Genomic DNA, 19785 nt, shown 5'->3' with positions numbered 1-19785 from the left:
GGGAGAATGAGCAGCCCATAGACTCAAAACCGTTTGTAAATCTAATTGGCTAGTACCCGTTTCTTCTTTAATTTGATTCACATTTGGCAAAGGTAAACGCAAAAATCGGATTTGATTCCACCAATGATTTAAAATGCTGCTCTGAGCAGCCACAGGATCATGGGGAAATACTGCACCCACTTCTAAAGACAGTAAAACAGCAGTATACTCACCACTAGCGGTGAGTTCCTGTGCTAGAGTGAGCATGGCAGTAGTTTTTCCAGTTTGTCTAGGGGCGTGGATGACAAAATAATTTTGCTGGTCTATGAGTCGCTTTAATTGCGGTAAGCGCTCTCTAGTGGGTAGCATATAGTGAATGTCGGCTTTACAAGGTCCGGCGGTATTAAACCATTTAGTCATTATTTTTTTAATAGGGAATAAGTCAATTGTAGTGCAAGCATCCTACTCGCACTACAAGACGATCATTTACATTTGTATCTGACGTTTTTAACAAATGCTATAGACTCTGGTTAGGATATTAGTTTAATTTAAATTAGATTTAAATTAAATTTAAATTTCATCCCATGCACACAGCCAGAGTAATATTCTCATTCACTGCTATTCTTGCCTGTAGCCTTATATCTTGTGCATCAGTCACGGAGTCTAAATCATCTCAGTCTTTGCAAAAACCCCAGCCAAATTTAAAAGCAGACAATAGCCCTGATCCAGCAATTATCCTCAAGGAAGTGATTAGCCGTCAGAAAAGTTTGCAGGTTTGCAACTTTGAATTTGACCCCAAAGCAGCACAGGAATGGTCAAAAGTCTACACTGGAGACCAAGGTAAACACTTAGTACAGCTACTTTGCTTTATGGCTGCTTATCAAGGTGCATTTACTTTTCTGCAAGTAGACAGCAACCAGCCAGAATTGAAAATTGAACCTTTAGGACTAGAACTGGCGGGATTTCCTGACTTTGACCCCAAAACTAAGATATTATCCAACGCTTATAAATTAACAGGTGCTGGTAGTTGTGTCCAAGAAACTCAATACTATTGGAATAATGACCAGCTCACGTTAATTAGTTCTGAAGTCAAGGATCAAGTTCCTAATGGTTGTCAAGAATTAGGAGCGCGATCGCCTTCAGATGATCAGCTTATCACCACTGAAAACGTCGGAGTTGCCAAACTGGGCATGACTTTAGGGGAACTCCAGCAAATTTTAGGGGACAATGCCACATTTGAACCAGCCCCCCTGGGGGTTGATGCGGGAACAGGAATTAAAGTTAATCAAGATGGTAATGTGCAGTATTTCTTAGGTTTTGCTGAGGGCGACCAGTTACCCTCAACTAACTCCCAAATTACCATGATTACAGTTGTTAACCCCAACTACAGAACAAAAGAGGGAATAGGTCCAGGAACTCCGCTGAAAGCAGCAGTTGCAGCCTACGGAAAAGCCACCATTGCCTACAACTTGAATAATGAAGCACGGGAGTATATTAAATTTGCCCAAGGACTAAGCACCAATCCTGGGGTATTAATCAGGTCAAATCAAGGCACACTAACAGACTTTGCTGGCATCTATCCTGATCCACAAAGTGAATTCAACCAAACCCAAAACTATCATAATCATGCAGCTATTGGTTCGATTACCATCAACCAATAACTCTGTCTGAACCACTGGGTTTGCCTATCAAACCATTGTGATGATCGCGTAGCAATATCAGTTTAGAATCCCCTGGGATTCCATCCAGGGGAGAAGTCAAAATCCTAAATCTATCGCTATACGATGGGCGCAAGCAAAACCGGAAAAAGCCACGGCGTTTAACCCCTGACCAGGAAAGGTACTATCTCCCACACAATACAGTCCCGGAATAGCAGTACGATTAAATGGCATACCCAGTAACCCCCGTAACTTCCGCCGAGGAATTGGACCGTAAGTACCATCCTCACGTCCTAAAAAGCGTTGATGAGTCCGGGGTGTTCCCACTTCTAGATAATCTAAACCAGCATCTAAACCGGGAAAAATCTTTTCTAGTCGGTCGATAACTTCCCCAGCAGCAGCTTCTTTCTTAGCCTCATACTCACTAGCAGAAAGTCCTTGCCAATTATCAATCCAGTCTGGTGTAAAGGCGTGAATGATATGATATCCCTTTGGTGCTAAATCTGGGTCTAGTAATGTGGGAATGGAAACAAAAAGTGTTCCGCCAGGTGCGGTCATTTGCTGCCAATCTTCCAGAATTATATGATGGCACTCTGTCCCATCAGGCAACACAGCCGCTTCTACTCCCATATGCAGGCTCAAAAAACTTGGTGATTTTTTATAGCTTTGTTGCCATTTTTTCTCATTATTAGGTATTTTATCTCCAGGTAGTAACTTGGTAAAAGTATCCCACTGTGTAGCATTAGAAACTATCCGTTTACCACGATAAACCTTACCATTAGCTAATTGCACACCAACGGCTTTTCCTTGTTCTGTCAGAATTTTAGTTACTCTGGCTTGGTACTGAATCTTACCTCCAGCCTTTTCTAAACCCTCTACCAACTTTTGGGCGATTGTCCCTACTCCCCCTTTAGGATAGTTAACTCCCCCATAATGTCGATCAGAAAACACCATCCCAGCGTTAATCATGGGAGTCAAGTCTGCACTTACCACCGACCAAGAATAACATTCTATGTCAATAAATTTCAATAATTCTTGGTCTTTAATATAGCGTCGCGCCACATCCCCAACATTTTGAGGCAGATATTTAACTAGGCCCAGACAGGCTAAAGGATGCTGCAAAAATGTCCGCAGTAAATACCCACGTTCTTCTAGAGATAGTAACTCTATACTGTTGAGGCAATGAAACACCTTCCAGCATTCGTCATAAAAGCGACGAATACCCGCTTCTTCATGGGGAAAGTAAGCAATAAGATTTTGCAAAAATTTTTCATAAACTCGCTCAACTTTTAAGTCTAATTTGTTGGGCAAGTGATAGTGAACTTGTACTGGATCAATAATTGTTTCTTGGCTGACCTTCACAGTATTTAAAGCGCGGGTGAGTAAATTGGTAGTACCTTGTGCCCCAAATCCAAAAATCATTGATGCCCCAACGTCAAATTTATAGCCTTGGCGCTCAAAATAGCCAGAACTACCCCCCGGAATTAAATAACGTTCTAATACCAGCACCTCAGCGCCTTTCGCTGCTAACTGTGTTGCTGTCACCAAACCGCCAATTCCAGAGCCAATTATAATTACGTCCAATACGTCCAATGTACTATGCAGGGATGGAGACATAAACCGAGATACTCAATCTAAAACAACGGATAAATTAGTATTTTATATCACTTTATACTCAATAGCAATTTACTCCAATAAAAAGAGGGACAAGCCCGCTACTGCCGGCTAATCCCGTCTGCCGATCCTTAAAGAGAGGAGAACACTAAAAATAATATAGCTTTGATTGAGAATATATGTCAACTATTAATGAAAAAATTTTTCAATAAATTCAACAAAGCAGAAAAACCCTGAAAACCAAGGAAAAACAGCAACTCAGTTACCGTTAGCCTAAGTTTTGTGCAGAAATGAAAGCTAACTCTACCGTTTCCGTTGCTTTGATGTTAAAATACTTGGCAGCAAATCTAGGTCAGTCACCATGAGTAGACAGGCTGATGAGTTGCAGTTACAAAATAAAAGCCCCATTATCCGGCTATGACCCTACAACTGCGTGTTTATGTTCCACCCCATCCCTTAATCAAGCACTGGCTGGCAGTTGCCCGTGATGTCGCCACGCCTCCGGTATTATTTCGTAGTGCCATAACTGAATTAGGAAGATGGCTAACCTACGAAGCAGCCAGAGAGTGGTTACCAACCATGGAAACCATGGTACAGAGTCCCTTAGATTCCTGTCCAGCTACTTTGATAGACCCAGAAGTACCCGTGGCAGTTGTCCCCATTCTCCGGGCAGGTCTGGGATTATTAGAAGGGGCGCAATCTTTGTTGCCGCTAGCCTCAATATACCATTTGGGCTTAGTCCGCAATGAAGAAACCCTTGAACCTACCTGTTATTTGAATAAATTACCAGAAAAGTTTGACCCCCAAACTAGGGTTTTAATCACTGACCCCATGTTGGCAACAGGGGGATCAATTATGTTAGCAATGGCAGAATTAACACAACGGGGTATAGACCCGGCTATGACAAGAATTGTTTGCGTAGTGGCAGCCCCACCGGCTTTACAAAAACTGAGCGCAGCCTATGCTGGTTTAAATGTTTACACAGCAACTATTGATGAAATAGTTAATAATCAGGGGTATATAGTACCGGGATTAGGAGATGCAGGCGATCGCATTTATGGGACATAAGCTAGTATGCAGCTATGGGAGAAAAATAACTAAGGCGGTAATTTATGAGTCAACGTGATGGTTTTGCAGGTGGTTTTTTAGCAGGGACGATTTTTGGTAGCATAGTAGGAGGTATTATCGGTGCTGCAATTGTTTCCCGACAAAATGGAGAATTGACAGCAGAAGAGACAGAATTAACCAACGGACAAACAGGAAGTAAAAAAGTATTTCCCAAACGTCGGCGGATGTTCGCCTCAGATAACGAAGCTATGGAAATGGAAACAGCCAGGCGATCGCTTGAAGATAAAATTGCCCAACTTAATGCCACAATCGACGAAGTAAGACAGCAGTTAGGCAACGTCAACAGCAGTTCAACCCAGTCAGTGAATGATCCCTCCCTTAGCCAAGATTTTTAAAGTAAACAACTGTTTATCTGGAGCTAAGGTGGCTAATATAGGAATAATATTTGATTTACGAGTAATTCCAGCAATCAAACCGGATTCCTATAGTAGATAATGTGCCCAAACCCACACTTGATCACGCTAACTCAATTAAAATCAATAATAAGACCATTTTTAACACTTAGCAGGAAACCAACTTATCCATGAATTTACTGTTTACCACTTTGGCAACCTTTGTCACCTTCTATAGCTACTTGCTAATTATTCGAGTTTTATTAACTTGGTTCCCCACCATCAACTGGTATAATCAACCCTTTGCGGCTTTGAGTCAAATTACCGATCCTTATCTAAATCTTTTCCGCTCAATTATTCCCCCATTGGGTGGTATGGACTTTTCCCCTATTTTGGCCTTTGTGGCACTAAATTTAGTGGGTGGCTTACTCAGAAACCTAACAGCCCTTTCATTTGCACAGGGATTTTAGTGATCACCGGGCTGGTAATACCAGCAAATACAAACTTCTGTGGAGACGTTTGGGGTAAAATCGTCTCTACATTGCCTTATACGAGCCAACATAGTTAGTTTACTTCTCTTCAAAAGTCCAAACTCCCTGATCCCATTCCAAATCTGTGGGGGGGGATTGCAGCCAGTGCTGACACCGTAGCAGATGCAGCATGGCAGCCTTATCTTGGTTATCAACTCCTAAAACTTTGGTAAACTCACCCCTAGCATATTTAAACTGGCGATTAAGGTAATACTCCCTTCCCTGATGATAATGCTCAATTAATTGTAATTTTTCGCTACTCACAGAGTCGGAACGCAGACCCACCAATTCGTAAATAGCCACTGGTTCACTTCTACCTTTGACACGAATGTAGTCTAATTCTCTCGCCCAAATATTATCTTGGCAAGGTTTAAAAGTATTCTCACTGATAATAATGTCACAGCCGTAATGTTTAGTAATACTTTCTAACCTAGAACCAAGATTCACCCCATCACCAATGGCAGTAAATTCCATCCGCTTACTCGAACCAATATTACCGCTAATCACAGTGTCGGAATTGATGCCAATGCCAATTTTAATTTTTGGCTTACCAGCTGCTTGGCGACGTTGATTAAATTCCTCCAAGCGATGACGCATTTCTATGGAGGTTTGCACCGCCATCCAAGCATGGTTTTGCAAAGGTAGAGGCGAACCAAATACAGCCATAATGGCATCCCCAATATATTTATCCAGAGTGCCTTTATGTTTAAACACTGCTTCTACCATGGACTCAAAATATTCATTTAGCATACTCACCACTTCTTCAGCCTCTAAATTTTCTGTCAAAGAGGTGTAACCGCGAATATCAGAAAATAAAATGGAAACTTCTTTGCGATCGCCTCCTAATTTAGCATCATCCAACTTGAGTAATTCCTCAGCTAATTCCTGGGTCATGTAGCGGTACATCGTACTTTTGAGGCGTTTTTCATCGCTGATATCTTCCATCACCACCACCGCACCCCGGATTTGATCTGGCTCGCTGACATCAGCTATGGTGTTGATTGACAAATTAATACTGTGCTGGTCTACGCCATTACTCATCAGTGTACGATCAGGGTAATATTGCTGAGAAACATTGACCTCTTTGGACTGTATAGCCTCCTGATACAATTTACTAAAGTCACCTTCTTTAATACAGATGGTTTCAGTAATTAATTTACCTTCCAAATAATCTTCCGAGTTTAGTCCTAACAAATGTTTAGCAGTTTCATTAGCCGTAATAATTAACCCAGATTTATCTGTGGAAATCACACCATTAGAAAGACTACGCAAAATATCGCGTTGCATTTGTTCTTGTTGCTTGACAGTAGCAAACAACTTAGCATTTTGTAGTGCTACTCCTGCTTGAATATTAAATGCTTCCATAAATTCTTCATCTTGGCTGTCAAAACTTGCTTGGAAGCACTCAGGCGCTCTAGGCCACATAGATGGATTATATGCCAGAAAATCCCCTGATTTCCTTTTATTAATTAACTGAGTCACCCCAATCAATTCCTGATCAGTGTTAAACACTGGCATACATAATAAACTACAGGTACGATAGCCATTTTTCTGATCTATTTCTTTAGCGGTGTCCGCGTCAGGATGGTCATACAAATCAAAGGGAATATTCAGCTTTTGTCCAGATGCAGCCACCATACCGGCAAAGCCCTTACCGATAGGTACTCGTAATTCCCCTGTAGAACCATCATCGTGGTTGATTTTAGTCCATAACTCATTTTTATCCTTATCTATCAGCCACAAGGTACTGCGATCGGCATTCATTAGTTCCTTGGCCTCTTCCATCACCCGATTCAAGGTATCTTCTAAATCCAAACTACTTTGACTCAAAGACTTAATCGCCTTCATCAAAGCTGCTAACGCTCTTTGTTTTTGAGTCGCCACATAAAAAGAACGTGAAGACTCTAACATCAACCGAATTGAAGGAGCAAATTCTTGAAATAATTGTTCATCAGCCCTAGTAAATCCCTCAGTATCAATCCGCTCTGCGAGGGTAATATTTTGATTAATTGATGATTTTAATTTATTCAATAATTGCACTACCGCCACTAATTTTCCCTGTTCATTTAATAGCGGTAAAGCTAGCATTGTATAGGTACGATACCCCGTTCTCTTATCTTGCTGTTTAGCAAATCCTGAACGGGGATCTTCATAAAAATCAAACGGAATATTGATTACTTTTTTAAAAGTAGCAACTTCCCCTGCAATCCCTTTATCGGCTGGAATCCGAATTTCTAGAGAACTTTCTCCTTCCCCCTCAGCTAAAATTGACCACAGTTCTTGTTTCTCTTCATCCAATAAAAATATTGTTGTCCGGTCTGCTCCTAGTAATTCTCCTGTTTTGAAGGTAATCGAGTGCAGCATTTCTTGGAGAATTGTTTCAAACCCTTGATAATCTAACATTGATAGGGTTTGATGCACAATTTGTAATTTTTGCTCCACTTCTGTCACAACTTGTTTAAAGGTGTCCTGGGTCAGGGGAGCCAGAAAACTTGAGATAGTTCCTTTTTGTCTCGCCAAACTACCAACAGAAGAATTTGGTTGCAAGTAGTAATGTCCTTGGTTGGCAATACCAATAATTAAATCTGCATTCTCCCCAAAACTACTTTCATGAATTGACATAAATAATTTTTGATATAGATTTAGATTGTGGGAATGATCAAACGCAAGGGTATTACTCACCTCTTGCACCAGGCTTAAATTTAATCATAGGATATATCCCCAACACCCTGCCAACATTGCTGCACTAGCCCCGGAAACGCCACCACCACCCCCCATGGGTTTGGCGGCACTAAGAAGGTCTCCAAGTAGGGAACCTCATAGGGAAACTCAGATATTAATGGTTTTTTGCCTTGGTAGCAAGGCTTGGCTTGGGTAGCTTGAGTGTTTGTCATAAAGTGCAGGGAAGATATAAAATTACCATGAGTGACGATTCTTTTTGGATATGGAGTTCCCCAAATAATTACTAAATTAACACTTTTCCTTAACTTTATCCTTAATCCTTCCTTTTGGCAACCATTCATGACTGACATTTTGCCCAACATTGCTGTCATGTATACCGTCAACTGATAACACATATAAACAACAAATTGATTGACAAAATCAACTAAATACGCACATGAATTAGGCTATGGTAAACCTAAAAAACTGTAGTTACTTATGTGTTGCACTTAGGGAAAAGATAATTTAAGTAAAATTTAAAACATCAGCTATTTTACTGATAGCATTTCTTAAACACGTCAGATACAAATGTAAATGATCGTCTTGCAGTGCGAGCATCTTGCCGGCTAAGGATGTATCTGACTTGGGGAGAATTCGTTATAACCAGCTTGAACAGTAGGTCCGCTTCAACCCAATCAGAAAAATTATCAGTACCCACATTCGGGGCTTCAATTTGTAGTATCTTAAAATTAAGAGAATTGGGTGTTTAGTGGCTCCATGGTGATTACCTATGGAACTAGCAAAGCCAATGGTATCCCCATAAAAATAGATAAACTCCAGTTTACCCAATTCAGCAATATAATTAGGTTTGGGAACTACAAAAATTTAGTTAACACCCCCACAACCTCTAGGCTATAGCTACTGGAGACCTTTTTAAATCCCAGCATTTTTAGATTTTCTCAATAATTCTACATAACTGTGATCAATGTCAATCAGATAATAAAAACTGATGGATCAACCATGAGATTCAACAATCAGCTAATTGATTTGCCTAATTTATATCACGCTATGGATCAATGTCCACTAACGATTAGTCCTGATACTTATGTAGTCGATGCCATTATCTTAATGAATCAAGAACGAAGTATTAATTATTCACCAACGGACTCAAATGAGTTAGTTAACAACAGGGAAATTTGTCGGTCTAATACTTGTATATTGGTTGTTGAAGGTGGTCATCTTCTAGGTATTTTTACAACTAAAGATGTATTGAGAGTTACTGCCAACCGGATAAATGTATCGGAGGTAAAAATTGCAGAGGTGATGGTGCAGCCAGTCATTACCCTAACACCATCCAACTCCCAAGATATTTTTACAGCTTTGTCGCTACTACGTCAACATCAAATTCGCCATCTACCCATCTTAGATCAACAAGGGCAATTACTGGGACTTGTTACCGAAACTACCCTACTCAAAACCATTGATTTTATCAATGGGGTTAATCTGGTAGAAATCTGCCCCCTAACTGGAGAGTCAACAAATCAGCCATCAGACCCAATGGGCCGCCAAACTCACACCTATTTAAAAAAATGGTTAGACGCACAAACAGCTGAACTCATGGCAATTAATGAAGAACTCCAGCAAACCCTGGAAGAGCTTCAGATGGTAGAAGAAGAGTTGCGTCAACAAAACGAAGAACTGGGGGTTGCTAGAGAAATTGCAGAATTAGAGCGAGAGCGCTATCAAGACTTATTTAACTTTGCCCCCCATGGCTACTTAGTCAGCGATGCCACAGGTGTGATTCAAGAAGCTAACCATGCAGCAGCCACCTTGCTAGGTGTTCAACAAAATCATCTAGTGGGTAAACCGTTAATTCTATTTATTGCTGAACAAGAACGCCAAAATTTTATTATTCAACTCCAGACTTTAGACCGGGTAGACGACTGGGAAATTCACCTCCAGCCCAGGAATGGGCGACCCTTCCCTGCTAGTGTCAAAGCAGCGGCAATATACAACTCACAGGGTCAGAGGATGGGTTGGCGCTGGCTGCTGTGTGACATTACCCCCCGCAAACAAGTAGAAGCGAAATTATGCCAAGCCAGTGAAGAGCTAGAAATCCGGGTATTAGAACGTACTAATGAGTTAAGCACAGCCAACCAGCTTTTGCACATGGAAATCACTGAGCGCCAACGTGTGGAAGAGTCATTGAGGCAAAGCGAGAAACTTTATCGCCAGATGGTGGAAACTCAAACCGACTTGATTATCCGCCTAGATTTGCAGGGAAGAGTTACCTTTGCTAATACAATAGTGAGTCAAGCGCTGGGTCAGCCATTGGCAAATTTACTGGGTGAGTCGATGTTTCAGTTTTTTCATCCAGATGACTTGCCCAAATTCTTAGAAAATATCATGCACTTGATATCCCCACCCCATTGCTTCATCACAGAGGAGCAACGTTTGTTAACAGTTAACGGTATGCGTTGGGTGCAATGGAACGCTACAGCAATTAAGAATCAAAAGGGAGAGATCGTGGAATTGCAGGCGGTTGGTAGGGATGTCACCGAACGCAAGCAAATAGAAGATTCACTGCGAGAGGGTGAAGCGCGACTAAGTTTAGCTCTGGAGGCTGCGGAAATGGGTATTTGGGACTGGGATTTTCTCACTAATCAAATAGTATGCTCTCCTAATATGGCGCTGATGTATGGTTTGCCCGGTAGTGTGGATTCTGAAACCATAGAGGACTTCTTCAAATTAATTCACCCTGAAGACGGAGAATATTTGTCCGGGGTGATAGCTCGCAGTATTGAGGAAACAAATGAATACAAGTGCGAATTTCGCATTGTTTGGCCTGATGGCAGTATTCACTGGCTACGTGAAAAAGGTAAGGTGTTTTTTAACGAATTAGGTCAGCCAATACGGTTAATTGGTACAACTAAGCGCATCGACGAACCCAAACAAGCCCAAGAGAAAATTCGCCAGCAGGCGGCCTTGCTCGATATTGCTACTGATGCCATTTTAGTTATAGATTTTGAAAGTACAATCTTATTCTGGAACAAAGGTGCAGAACGTATATATGGTTGGCAGGCACAAGAGGCTGTAGGCAAAAAACCCGAGGATCTTTTTTACAAAAAAACTTCACCGCAACTGAAAGCAGCCCTAAAAACTGCCCTACAAACTTTAACCGAGTCTGGCTCATGGCAGGGTGAGTTAACTAGATTTACCCAGTCTGGACAAGAAATTATTGTGGAAAGCCGTTGGACTTTGATGTATGATCCAGCAGGACAACCAACATCCATACTTTCTGTTGATACTGACGTTACAGAAAAAAAACAACTGGAAGATCAGTTTTTACGCGCTCAAAGATTGGAAAGCTTGGGCACTTTAGCAGGTGGAATTGCTCACGACCTGAACAATATCTTGACACCAATTTTGGCAGCATCTCAACTACTACAGATGAAATGTCCTCAAAATAAAGAACATTATCACAATTTACTAGCAATTATCGAAAGCAACACTAAACGGGGAGCGGCTTTAGTGAAACAAGTTTTGTCTTTTGCCCGAGGATTTAGGGGAGAACCTACCATAGTTCAACTTAAACACATAATTACCGAAATTACTCAGATAGCTCAACAAACATTTCCCAAATCTATTAAATTTGCCATCACCATACCGAAGGACCTATGGGCTGTTTTAGGAGATGCGACACAACTGCATCAAGTACTCATGAACTTGGTAGTTAATGCCCGTGATGCTATGCCGACAGGTGGTATGGTCACTATTTCTGCAAAAAATATGCTTATTGATGAAGCCTATGCCAGAATGAATCTTGATGCCCAAGTGGGCTATTATGTTGTCATGACTGTTGCCGACACGGGAATGGGGATACCACCAGAAATATTAGATAAAATTTTTGATCCTTTTTTTACTACCAAACCAGTGGGCAAAGGTACAGGTTTGGGGCTGTCAACGGTGCTGGGAATTATTAAAAGCCACGGTGGTTTTATTAATGTATCTAGCATAGTCCAGCAAGGCAGTAAATTTGAGTTGTTCTTACCTGCGGTGGAAGTCACCGAATCACTGGAAATTAATAATTTGGAAATATTTCCTGGTAACGGAGAGCTTATTTTATTTGTGGATGATGAAGCTGAAATTCGCGAGATTGCCAAAATTGTCTTAGAAAAACATAATTATAGAATCCTCACTGCTAGTAATGGCATTGAAGCGATCGCACTTTATGCCCAGTACAAACAGGATATCAGCGTGGTTTTAATGGATATTATGATGCCGGAAATGGATGGCATCACTGCCATTCGCACCTTACAAAAAATGAACCAGCAGGTGCTAATCATTGCCTGTAGCGGCATTAACTCTCAGGAAGCTTTGGCAAATGCAAATATTACTCTAGTTCTTTCCAAGCCCTACACAACGCCAGATTTATTATATAGCCTGCACCATATACTGACCAACAGAATGGGATTAGAAGCCCCTCCTTCTAGGACGGCTTTTTAGTGTGTTATGATGTGTGATTAGTCGGCATGGGGCATCGGCACGACCTAAAATGGACAGGGAGTGACTGTAAGACTGTTTCGGCAGCGAGTTACTGTGAACTGTCAAGAATCACCGACCTTCAAGGTCCGTGAGTATGTCAACCACTACTCCCTAATCCTGACCAATAAATTTTTCAGCCAACCCTAATTACTTGATAGGCTTCTTTTGTTGGGAAATTAACAGGTTATAGTCATGCTGACCTGGAGATAACTGACCGATGTATAATAAGTATTCTCCAGGCATAAAGTAACCAGCAAGTTCTGGCTTGCTTTCCGAGTAATTATCTGCTAGAACACAAAAACGTCCCCCCGGTCCATCAATAAGCAGTGTTGGCTGTCCAGAACCGTCCACTGTTAAGCGTAAGTAAGGCAGTGGTTTTGTTAAGTGGATAATTTGATTGGGTGTATTAGAAATATTGCCGCAAGTGCTGAAAACTGCTCCGCCTGATATGCCATTTAAAACCAGTGGTTCTGATTTTAAATTGGCTTCAATGTGCAACCGTGGTACTTGAGCTAAACTAGCCTCAGTCAGTAGCCAACTCATTACCAAAGCTGGGGGAACAACTTTCAGTATCCGACTAGTCTTCATAATCATTAGTGCTGGCGACCATTTTTTTTTACGGATATTTATCTAAACAGTCTGAAGATTATAGACGAAGCTAATCTGTTCATGTTCCCGGTTCATTTGATCATTTCCAGGATTTGCTAAGTTGGTTGTGGAACTAATGACCTAAAGTGAAGTTTAAAAGATAGATGAATCCTCAACCTGAAGAAGACTGGCAACGTCGCCTGCAACAAATAGAAGCAGAAATCAACTCTACATCTGTAGATTTTGAAGAGCCAAGAGAGAAAAACCAGAAATCCCCATCCACCTCTCTCAACTTCAAACCTCGTTTAGGACAATTACAGCTTTGGTTTAAAAACTTAAACACACCAGCCAAGCTGATAGTTGTAGGTGTGGGGTTGGTGTTGGGGTTTGCAATGCTACAAGCAGTGGCGAAACTGGTGGCATCTTTAATCAGTGTGGCACTCTTGGCATTATTAGTGTATCTTGGTTACAAATTTTTTGTATCTGGTAGCTTGGACAAAAACCAATAGCCTATTCTAACCGATTTTAACCGCGCCCAGAGCCAATTATAAAATAAATTAAAAGGAATTACGCAATGGCCACCCCAATGGTGAGGAGAAGTACCAATCAATCTAGCCAGTCAGACCAACCCGAAAAAGCTAAGTCACTGCCATTCAACACCAGGCGCTTGGCTGCATGGGCAACTGAAATCACCTTAGTGGTTGTGAGTGGGGTAATTCCCTTTGGTCTTGGTGTTTATGCCAATTCTAGAAGCGATGTTAACCGAGTACCACTCCACCCAGTATTAGTAGTGACAGAAAGAGCGATCGCTCGACCCTTGGCGCTACCTGTTAGTTCTGGTATTCGCAACGTCGCCGCCCCCACTAATTTTTTATGGATCATCGCGTTATTAGCCCCTGTCACCGTGTCATCTTGGCAATTATACCTACTAGGTAAAACAGGTAGTACTATTCCCAAACGGAAATTGGGCGTAGAAGTTGTCAACGAAATAGGCAAACCCCCCGGTTTAGTAGCAGCCGTGGCACGAGAAGGAATTGGTCGATGGACTGTACCCATATCCATGGCCTATATTGTTTGGCGGTATAGTTTTGCTTTTCCTAATTTAGGACTGTTTACATTGTTGGCAGTATTCATGGTGCTAGGAGAAGGAATAGCTTTACCCTCACGTCGCGGTCGTCGCCCACTTCATGACTGGTTAGCAGGTACATATACAATAGATGCCACTCGCCCGTTGCCATCCTCAGACCAAGATAATCAATCCCAATCACCCCAGTTAGAGGAAGAATTAACCCCCATCTCAATGTCAAAACTCACCGGTGAAACTACAAATACTCCTAACCTGTGGCGACAGATGCGGCAAAACCCAAGTCGCACCTTGTTTGGGGTAACACTGGTCAGTATGATAGCTGTACTAGGCACTTTAGTAGCCACCCAAGTTTATATCCAAACTCAGCAAACCCGCAGAGAAACCAAGCAAATCAACAGTCAAAAGTTTCTGGCACTGGTAAAAACATTGAGTCCTGACTCTGGTGCTACCACACAGGAACGCCAAAGTATAATTCTCGCCATTGGTGGTCTCAATGATCCCCAGTCTATTCAATTTCTGGCCGACCTTTTAGTTACAGAAACTAACCCCACCCTCCTGAATACAATTCAACAAGCTTTAGCTACTGTGGGACTCAAAGCTATTCCTGAATTAAAAAACAAAAATCAATTTTTAGCAGGCGAACTCCGGTCTTTGGGTAGCAATGCTTCCGACCAACGGGAAGGGAGACAACAGCAGTTACATATTAATCAGCAGACAATTAACAAAATTCTCAGTGTCCATAGCACTCAAACCGCAGGTGTTGACCTCAGTCGGTCTGAATTGGGTCAAAGCGGCACTCCTGAAAGTTCATTTTTTAACTTGGTCTTAGATAACCTTGATTTGTCAGGAATTAACTTTAAATCGGCAAATATTCACCAAGCAAGTTTTAAAGGTAGTATCTTCCGGGGAACTGGTGAGGATGGACGCTGGGACACTTATGACGATACCATCGCTGATTTCAGTCAAGCTCAAATGAAGCAAGCCAATTTTAGCGATGCTAATCTCAGTCGCGTGATCATGAACCGTAGCGACTTAAGCCGCGCTACCCTCAACAGGGCTAATTTATCCTATGCACGTTTAATTGGCGCTGACCTCAGCAGTACCCAATTAGTAGGGGCTAATTTGCGGGGTGCATTTCTAGAAAAAGCCAGTTTAACCGGGGCTGACATAGGTGATGCTAAATTCAACGAAGCTAATTTATATGCGGCTCGTTTAAGTCGCGTTATTGCTATCGGCACACATTTATCCTATGCCAACTTAGCTAACACTGATTGGCGAGGGGCAGACTTATCAGGAGCCTATTTAGATCGAGCTAATCTCAGCAATGCTAATCTCAGCGCCACCAGACTAACTGGCGCTGTTTTACGCTCTGCTAAATTGGAAAATGCTAACTTGCAAAATGCTGACCTAAGTTTTGTGGATTTACGAGGAGCAAATGTAGCAGGTGCTGATTTTAAAGGAACAGTTCTTGCTCCTGTTCCACAAAACCCCGCCGATCAATTTGTTCAAATGCCAGATTTAGGCTCGATTTCGGCTGTAGTTCAAGGAGTTGATTTTTCTCAAGCCAAAAATTTAGATTCTAAGCAAATAGCTTACATTTGCACCCAAGGGGGTCTACATTCTAGCTGTCCGTAGGATTGCCAGGAAGGACGACAGATTACCTAATTCAACTGTAATCGCGATAATATAAGTATTGAAAATAACTTGTAAAATTCAAGATGGTGTGAGGCATCGGTAATGAAACGTCTTTCTTATTCAGTCCCGGTTTTAGCGGTTAGCTCTATTTTGAGTCTGGCTATTAGTAGCCAAGCAGCACAAGCCCAGGTAGCATATGGTAGCTATATTGGTGTAGGACCAACTGTGGGTTTAATTGATGATGCTCAAGTTGGGGGTGTTGTAGCTTTTCGTTACAAAATTCTAGAATCACCAATTTCTTTCCGCGCTCAAGCCTTAGTTGGTAAAAACACCGCAGTTGTACCCACAGTTTCCTACGATATCCCCCTCAACTGGCAAACTGATGCTTACCTGGGCGCTGGTGTGGTGTTGGCTAGTGGTGATAGTTCCTCTCCTGTGGGTAACAAAATTAGTTTTGCCCTACAACCAGGAATTGACTATGTTGTTCCTAATAGTAATACTGTAATTTTTGGTAACGCCATCATTGCTTTTGATGCTGACCGTGACAATGGAGGTACAGCTGTCTCTCTACAAGGTGGTTTTGGCTATAGATTTTGAACGGTTCACTGCAACTTTCTCAGGATGTCATATTCAGAATTGATCTTGGTCAGAGTATAATCGTCATAATAAATCTTATCTCAATGATCTAGTGCCTGATTATGACATCTGTCAATTCTTCTGATCTAACCGATGTACTTCGTTACCGTCCCCGTCGTCTGCGGCGGACTGAAGCTTTACGACGAATGGTCAGGGAAACAACTCTCACTGTTAACGATTTAATTTATCCCATGTTTGTCACTGAGGGAGAAGGGCAAAAAGTAGAAATTGCTTCTATGCCTGATTGTTATCGCTACTCCTTAGATTTATTGTTAAAGGAAGTTAAGCAAGTTTATGATTTGGGAATTAATGCGATCGCTCTGTTTCCAGTAATTCCCGAAAAAATAAAAGATGATAATGGTACTGAAAGCTACAACCCCAATGGATTGGTACAAAGAACTGTAAAAGCTATCAAACAAGCAGTTCCAGAAATAATCATCATCACTGATGTTGCTCTTGATCCCTTCACCAGTCACGGGCATGACGGTTTAATTGATCAACAGGGTACTATTTTAAATGACCCCACTGTAGAAGTGTTGGTGAAAATGGCAGTTTCTCAAGCCGCAGCGGGCACAAGTTTTGTTGCACCTTCCGACATGATGGATGGGAGAGTGGGCGCAATTCGTCGCGCTTTAGATGCAGAGGGTTACACTGATGTGGGAATTTTGGCATACTCTGCTAAGTATGCTTCTGCCTATTATGGACCGTTCCGAGATGCCTTAGATTCTGCACCAAAATTTGGTGATAAAAAAACTTATCAAATGGATGCAGCTAATAGCAGAGAAGCTTTGAAGGAAGTGGAATTAGATATTATCGAGGGGGCAGATATGGTGATGGTGAAACCTGCTCTGGCCTATCTTGATATAATTCACCAAATCCGCAACACTACACATCTGCCAGTGGCTGCATATAACGTCAGTGGTGAATACGCCATGATTAAAGCTGCTGCACGGTTGGGTTGGATTGATGAGAAAAAGATAATTTTAGAAACTTTAACCAGTATGAAACGGGCTGGTGCTGATTTGATTTTGACTTATTTCGCTAAAGAAGTAGCTTTGATGTTGGCTTAACTTGCTTGGTGTACCCAGAGGAAATCAGATGATGCGAGTTTTGATTCTGGGTGGAACCGGAGAAGCGGCAGAATTGGTTGCCAAATTAGCCAATATCCAGGGAGTTGAGGTGATCACATCTTTAGCAGGTCGCACCCGTAAACCTTCAGTACCTTTAGGGGATGTGCGAATTGGGGGTTTTGGTGGTGTGGCGGGACTAGCTAACTATCTGTATGAGATGAAAATTGATTTACTGATAGATGCTACCCATCCCTTCGCTACTCAGATGGCTTTAAATGCCGCTAATGCGGCTACGACAGTTAATATACCCCGGATCAAGTTGATCCGCCCGCCTTGGCAACAAGTACCGGGCGATCGCTGGCTCGAAGTTGATAATATAAAATCCGCAGCAACTGTGCTAGAACATCAAGCAAAACGGGTTTTTTTAACTGTTGGTAGGCAAGAAATAGGTGCTTTTGCTCACCTTCATCAAATTTGGTTTTTGATGCGGATGATTGACCCCCCTGAGTCAAATACCGCAGTTCCACCGGGGAGATTATTGTGCGATCGCGGTCCTTTTCACCTTGATGATGAGAGGGAGATCCTGATTCACCATCAAATTGATACTATAGTCAGCAAAAATAGCGGTGGTGATGCCACTTATGCCAAAATCATCGCCGCACGAGAACTAAAACTAAAGGTTGTCATGGTCAAGCGTCCTCCTCTACCTCCAGGAGAGCAAGTCACAACTATAGATCAAGCTGTGGTGGGCTGCTTACAGTATCGTTAAATCAGCAAAGATTTTATGATTTCTGGGGTTGCACCCCTCAAAAATCAAAGTAAATATAAGGTAAGCCGCCTTCAGGGGCTAATATCCACACTGCGTAGAAACATAACGGCACAAAAACCAGCTTAACCGGCCAATTAAACTCTAATTGTAGCTTGGCTTTAAACAGATAGATGACACTCATGACTATAGCTAAAATTCCCAGCAAGCAAGTAAGTTGATAGGGCTGTATATTTAAGGCTTCTACATAAACTTTTTCTACAAACTGTACATCGGCTGCATGACCCCACAGGTGCTGAAATACCCAAGCAGAGTCTTGGAGATTGGGGAGGCGGAACCAAATCCAAGCAGTGAAAATCATCAATTGAGTTAAAACCCAAGCCGTAAATATACCAAAAGGATTCTGCCAGAAATGTACCCAGAATTTTTCACCCAAGCGATTACCCATGGCCTCTGTCAGTCGATGCACCCCCAAGGCTAAACCGTGAAATACACCCCAAACAATAAAACCCCAGGCTGAACCGTGCCAAATACCAGCAATAAGCATAACAATAAATAAATTCCAGCAAGTGCGAACCAAGCCTTGACGGGAACCACCCAGAGGAAAATAGAGATAGTTTCGTAACCAATCGCCTAAAGTCATGTGCCACCGTCGCCAAAATTCAGCAATGCTAGTGCTGAAGTAGGGAAAGTCAAAGTTTTCTGGTAAAACCAAGCCAAATAGTAAAGCAGTTCCCCTAGCTATGTCTACATAACCACTAAAGTCTAAATACAACTGCAAGCCGTAGGCAAATGTAGCCAACCACAAATCAACACTACCCGCCCGTTGCAAATTGCCAAAACATAAATCAACGAAAATTCCTAAATTATCCGCCAAAATTCCCTTTTTAACTGCCCCCTGAGAAATTAACCATAATGCTTCTGTCACTTTCTCAACAGAGGGAAATTGTAGTTTATAAAATTGAGATGCCAAACTATGATAACGGGTAATTGGTCCAGAAATGAGTTTAGGAAAGAATAATTTATAGGTAGCAAACTTGAGAAATTGTGTACTAGCTGTAGCACCGCGATAGACATCTACTAAATAAGCGATACATTCAAAAGTAAAAAATGAAATCCCCAAAGGGGCAATTAATTTAAATCCAGAATCCGGTGAAGTAATATCTAGATGAAAAATATCTTTCAACAAACCTGACAGATATTTAAAACTGAGTAACAATAAAACATTTAGACTGACACCCAGCCACAATAATTTCAGTCGGCGACGATTCCAGTCAGCTTGGGCAAATAGCCACTCTTGGTTAGAAAGTTGCCAGTCAATAACATATTCTCCTTGTGTGGTGTTGCTGCCAATTTCTAGCCCCAGACGAAAGTTAATCCCAGTCAGTACCAATAATAAGGGGATATATTTAATATCCAAAGAGCCATAAAAAACCAGACTAGCAATCAGCACAGTCCACCACCGCAACTTTTCGTTAGGTACAGACCAGTAAATTACCAGTACACTCAGCAAAAAAACTGCATATAAAGGTGATATAAAATTCATATTTTATTCA

15 protein-coding genes and 1 pseudogene are annotated in these 19785 nt (G+C 41.7%); 10 read left to right on the top strand and 6 right to left on the bottom strand.

All coding sequences use genetic code 11. From position 1 onward, the window contains the following. A pseudogene (locus NWP17_RS11995) lies at positions 1–399 on the bottom strand (ATP-binding protein); the annotation flags it as partial. Positions 400–563: 164 nt separating this feature from the next. Between NWP17_RS11995 and NWP17_RS11990 the strand changes: the two are divergent. After that, positions 564–1640, top strand: a complete 1077-nt coding sequence (locus tag NWP17_RS11990; RefSeq protein WP_280655135.1) for a DUF1176 domain-containing protein — start codon at positions 564–566, stop codon at positions 1638–1640. Between the two features lie 96 nt (positions 1641–1736). Here the strand turns inward: NWP17_RS11990 and crtH are convergent, their stop codons facing one another. Next, a complete protein-coding gene (gene crtH / locus NWP17_RS11985) occupies positions 1737–3254 on the bottom strand; it encodes a carotenoid isomerase (protein ID WP_280655134.1) in 1518 nt (505 codons plus the stop codon). A gap of 414 nt (positions 3255–3668) precedes the next feature. Between crtH and upp the strand changes: the two genes are divergently transcribed. The 3 genes from upp (at position 3669) to NWP17_RS11970 (ending at position 5181) form a co-directional block, all read left to right on the top strand. Next, positions 3669–4319 (top strand): uracil phosphoribosyltransferase, encoded by a 651-nt coding sequence (upp, locus tag NWP17_RS11980; RefSeq protein WP_280655133.1) that lies wholly within the window; start codon positions 3669–3671, stop codon positions 4317–4319. A 44-nt stretch (positions 4320–4363) separates the two neighbouring features. Next, a complete protein-coding gene (locus NWP17_RS11975; RefSeq protein WP_280655132.1) occupies positions 4364–4714 on the top strand; it encodes a ssl2009 family thylakoid membrane protein in 351 nt (116 codons plus the stop codon). Positions 4715–4902: 188 nt separating this feature from the next. Continuing rightward, positions 4903–5181: a YggT family protein gene (locus tag NWP17_RS11970; protein WP_280655131.1), complete on the top strand. Its 279-nt coding sequence runs from the start codon at positions 4903–4905 to the stop codon at positions 5179–5181. Between the two features lie 99 nt (positions 5182–5280). Here NWP17_RS11970 and NWP17_RS11965 read toward each other — a convergent pair whose 3' ends face one another. After that, the gene (locus NWP17_RS11965) at positions 5281–7863 is read right to left on the bottom strand and encodes an adenylate/guanylate cyclase domain-containing protein (RefSeq protein WP_280655130.1); all 2583 of its coding nucleotides are present in this window, start codon (positions 7861–7863) and stop codon (positions 5281–5283) included. Between the two features lie 80 nt (positions 7864–7943). Further along, positions 7944–8135 (bottom strand): hypothetical protein, encoded by a 192-nt coding sequence (locus tag NWP17_RS11960; protein WP_280655129.1) that lies wholly within the window; start codon positions 8133–8135, stop codon positions 7944–7946. A gap of 787 nt (positions 8136–8922) precedes the next feature. Between NWP17_RS11960 and NWP17_RS11955 the strand changes: the two genes are divergently transcribed. Further along, positions 8923–12408 (top strand): PAS domain S-box protein, encoded by a 3486-nt coding sequence (locus tag NWP17_RS11955; RefSeq protein ID WP_280655128.1) that lies wholly within the window; start codon positions 8923–8925, stop codon positions 12406–12408. Between the two features lie 186 nt (positions 12409–12594). On the opposite strand, the gene NWP17_RS11950 is transcribed toward NWP17_RS11955, so the two are convergent. Beyond that, positions 12595–13035, bottom strand: a complete 441-nt coding sequence (locus NWP17_RS11950; RefSeq protein WP_280655127.1) for a hypothetical protein — start codon at positions 13033–13035, stop codon at positions 12595–12597. Positions 13036–13199: 164 nt separating this feature from the next. Between NWP17_RS11950 and NWP17_RS11945 the strand changes: the two genes are divergently transcribed. The 5 genes from NWP17_RS11945 (at position 13200) to NWP17_RS11925 (ending at position 18232) form a co-directional block, all read left to right on the top strand. Continuing rightward, positions 13200–13544 (top strand): hypothetical protein, encoded by a 345-nt coding sequence (locus NWP17_RS11945; protein ID WP_280655126.1) that lies wholly within the window; start codon positions 13200–13202, stop codon positions 13542–13544. Positions 13545–13609: 65 nt separating this feature from the next. Then, complete coding sequence (locus tag NWP17_RS11940) at positions 13610–15757, top strand: pentapeptide repeat-containing protein (protein ID WP_280655125.1); 2148 nt, start codon at positions 13610–13612, stop codon at positions 15755–15757. A 102-nt stretch (positions 15758–15859) separates the two neighbouring features. Further along, positions 15860–16354, top strand: a complete 495-nt coding sequence (locus NWP17_RS11935; protein ID WP_280655124.1) for a hypothetical protein — start codon at positions 15860–15862, stop codon at positions 16352–16354. Between the two features lie 101 nt (positions 16355–16455). Next, on the top strand, positions 16456–17463 hold the full coding sequence (gene hemB / locus NWP17_RS11930) for a porphobilinogen synthase (RefSeq protein WP_280655123.1): 1008 nt from the start codon (positions 16456–16458) through the stop codon (positions 17461–17463). Positions 17464–17491: 28 nt separating this feature from the next. Beyond that, the gene (locus tag NWP17_RS11925; protein WP_280655122.1) at positions 17492–18232 is read left to right on the top strand and encodes a cobalt-precorrin-6A reductase; all 741 of its coding nucleotides are present in this window, start codon (positions 17492–17494) and stop codon (positions 18230–18232) included. Positions 18233–18269: 37 nt separating this feature from the next. Here NWP17_RS11925 and NWP17_RS11920 read toward each other — a convergent pair whose 3' ends face one another. Continuing rightward, entirely contained in the window at positions 18270–19775 is a 1506-nt protein-coding gene (locus NWP17_RS11920; protein WP_280655121.1) for an MBOAT family O-acyltransferase, read from the bottom strand. Positions 19776–19785 lie beyond the last annotated feature (10 nt).

The organism is Chrysosporum bergii ANA360D, from assembly GCF_029891735.1.
GTDB lineage: Bacteria > Cyanobacteriota > Cyanobacteriia > Cyanobacteriales > Nostocaceae > Umezakia > Umezakia bergii.
The sequence above is the reverse complement of the archived record's forward strand: the minus strand, read 5'-3'. Positions and strand labels throughout refer to the sequence as shown.

What these genes read in the sequence shown, in the direction of transcription:
- NWP17_RS11990 (WP_280655135.1), top strand. Translation starts at nt 564, where the DNA reads ATGCACACAGCCAGAGTAATATTCTCATTCACTGCTATTCTTGCCTGT.
- crtH (WP_280655134.1), bottom strand. Translation starts at nt 3,254, where the DNA reads ATGTCTCCATCCCTGCATAGTACATTGGACGTATTGGACGTAATTATA.
- upp (WP_280655133.1), top strand. Translation starts at nt 3,669, where the DNA reads ATGACCCTACAACTGCGTGTTTATGTTCCACCCCATCCCTTAATCAAG.
- NWP17_RS11975 (WP_280655132.1), top strand. Translation starts at nt 4,364, where the DNA reads ATGAGTCAACGTGATGGTTTTGCAGGTGGTTTTTTAGCAGGGACGATT.
- NWP17_RS11970 (WP_280655131.1), top strand. Translation starts at nt 4,903, where the DNA reads ATGAATTTACTGTTTACCACTTTGGCAACCTTTGTCACCTTCTATAGC.
- NWP17_RS11965 (WP_280655130.1), bottom strand. Translation starts at nt 7,863, where the DNA reads ATGTCAATTCATGAAAGTAGTTTTGGGGAGAATGCAGATTTAATTATT.
- NWP17_RS11960 (WP_280655129.1), bottom strand. Translation starts at nt 8,135, where the DNA reads ATGACAAACACTCAAGCTACCCAAGCCAAGCCTTGCTACCAAGGCAAA.
- NWP17_RS11955 (WP_280655128.1), top strand. Translation starts at nt 8,923, where the DNA reads ATGAGATTCAACAATCAGCTAATTGATTTGCCTAATTTATATCACGCT.
- NWP17_RS11950 (WP_280655127.1), bottom strand. Translation starts at nt 13,035, where the DNA reads ATGAAGACTAGTCGGATACTGAAAGTTGTTCCCCCAGCTTTGGTAATG.
- NWP17_RS11945 (WP_280655126.1), top strand. Translation starts at nt 13,200, where the DNA reads ATGAATCCTCAACCTGAAGAAGACTGGCAACGTCGCCTGCAACAAATA.
- NWP17_RS11940 (WP_280655125.1), top strand. Translation starts at nt 13,610, where the DNA reads ATGGCCACCCCAATGGTGAGGAGAAGTACCAATCAATCTAGCCAGTCA.
- NWP17_RS11935 (WP_280655124.1), top strand. Translation starts at nt 15,860, where the DNA reads ATGAAACGTCTTTCTTATTCAGTCCCGGTTTTAGCGGTTAGCTCTATT.
- hemB (WP_280655123.1), top strand. Translation starts at nt 16,456, where the DNA reads ATGACATCTGTCAATTCTTCTGATCTAACCGATGTACTTCGTTACCGT.
- NWP17_RS11925 (WP_280655122.1), top strand. Translation starts at nt 17,492, where the DNA reads ATGATGCGAGTTTTGATTCTGGGTGGAACCGGAGAAGCGGCAGAATTG.
- NWP17_RS11920 (WP_280655121.1), bottom strand. Translation starts at nt 19,775, where the DNA reads ATGAATTTTATATCACCTTTATATGCAGTTTTTTTGCTGAGTGTACTG.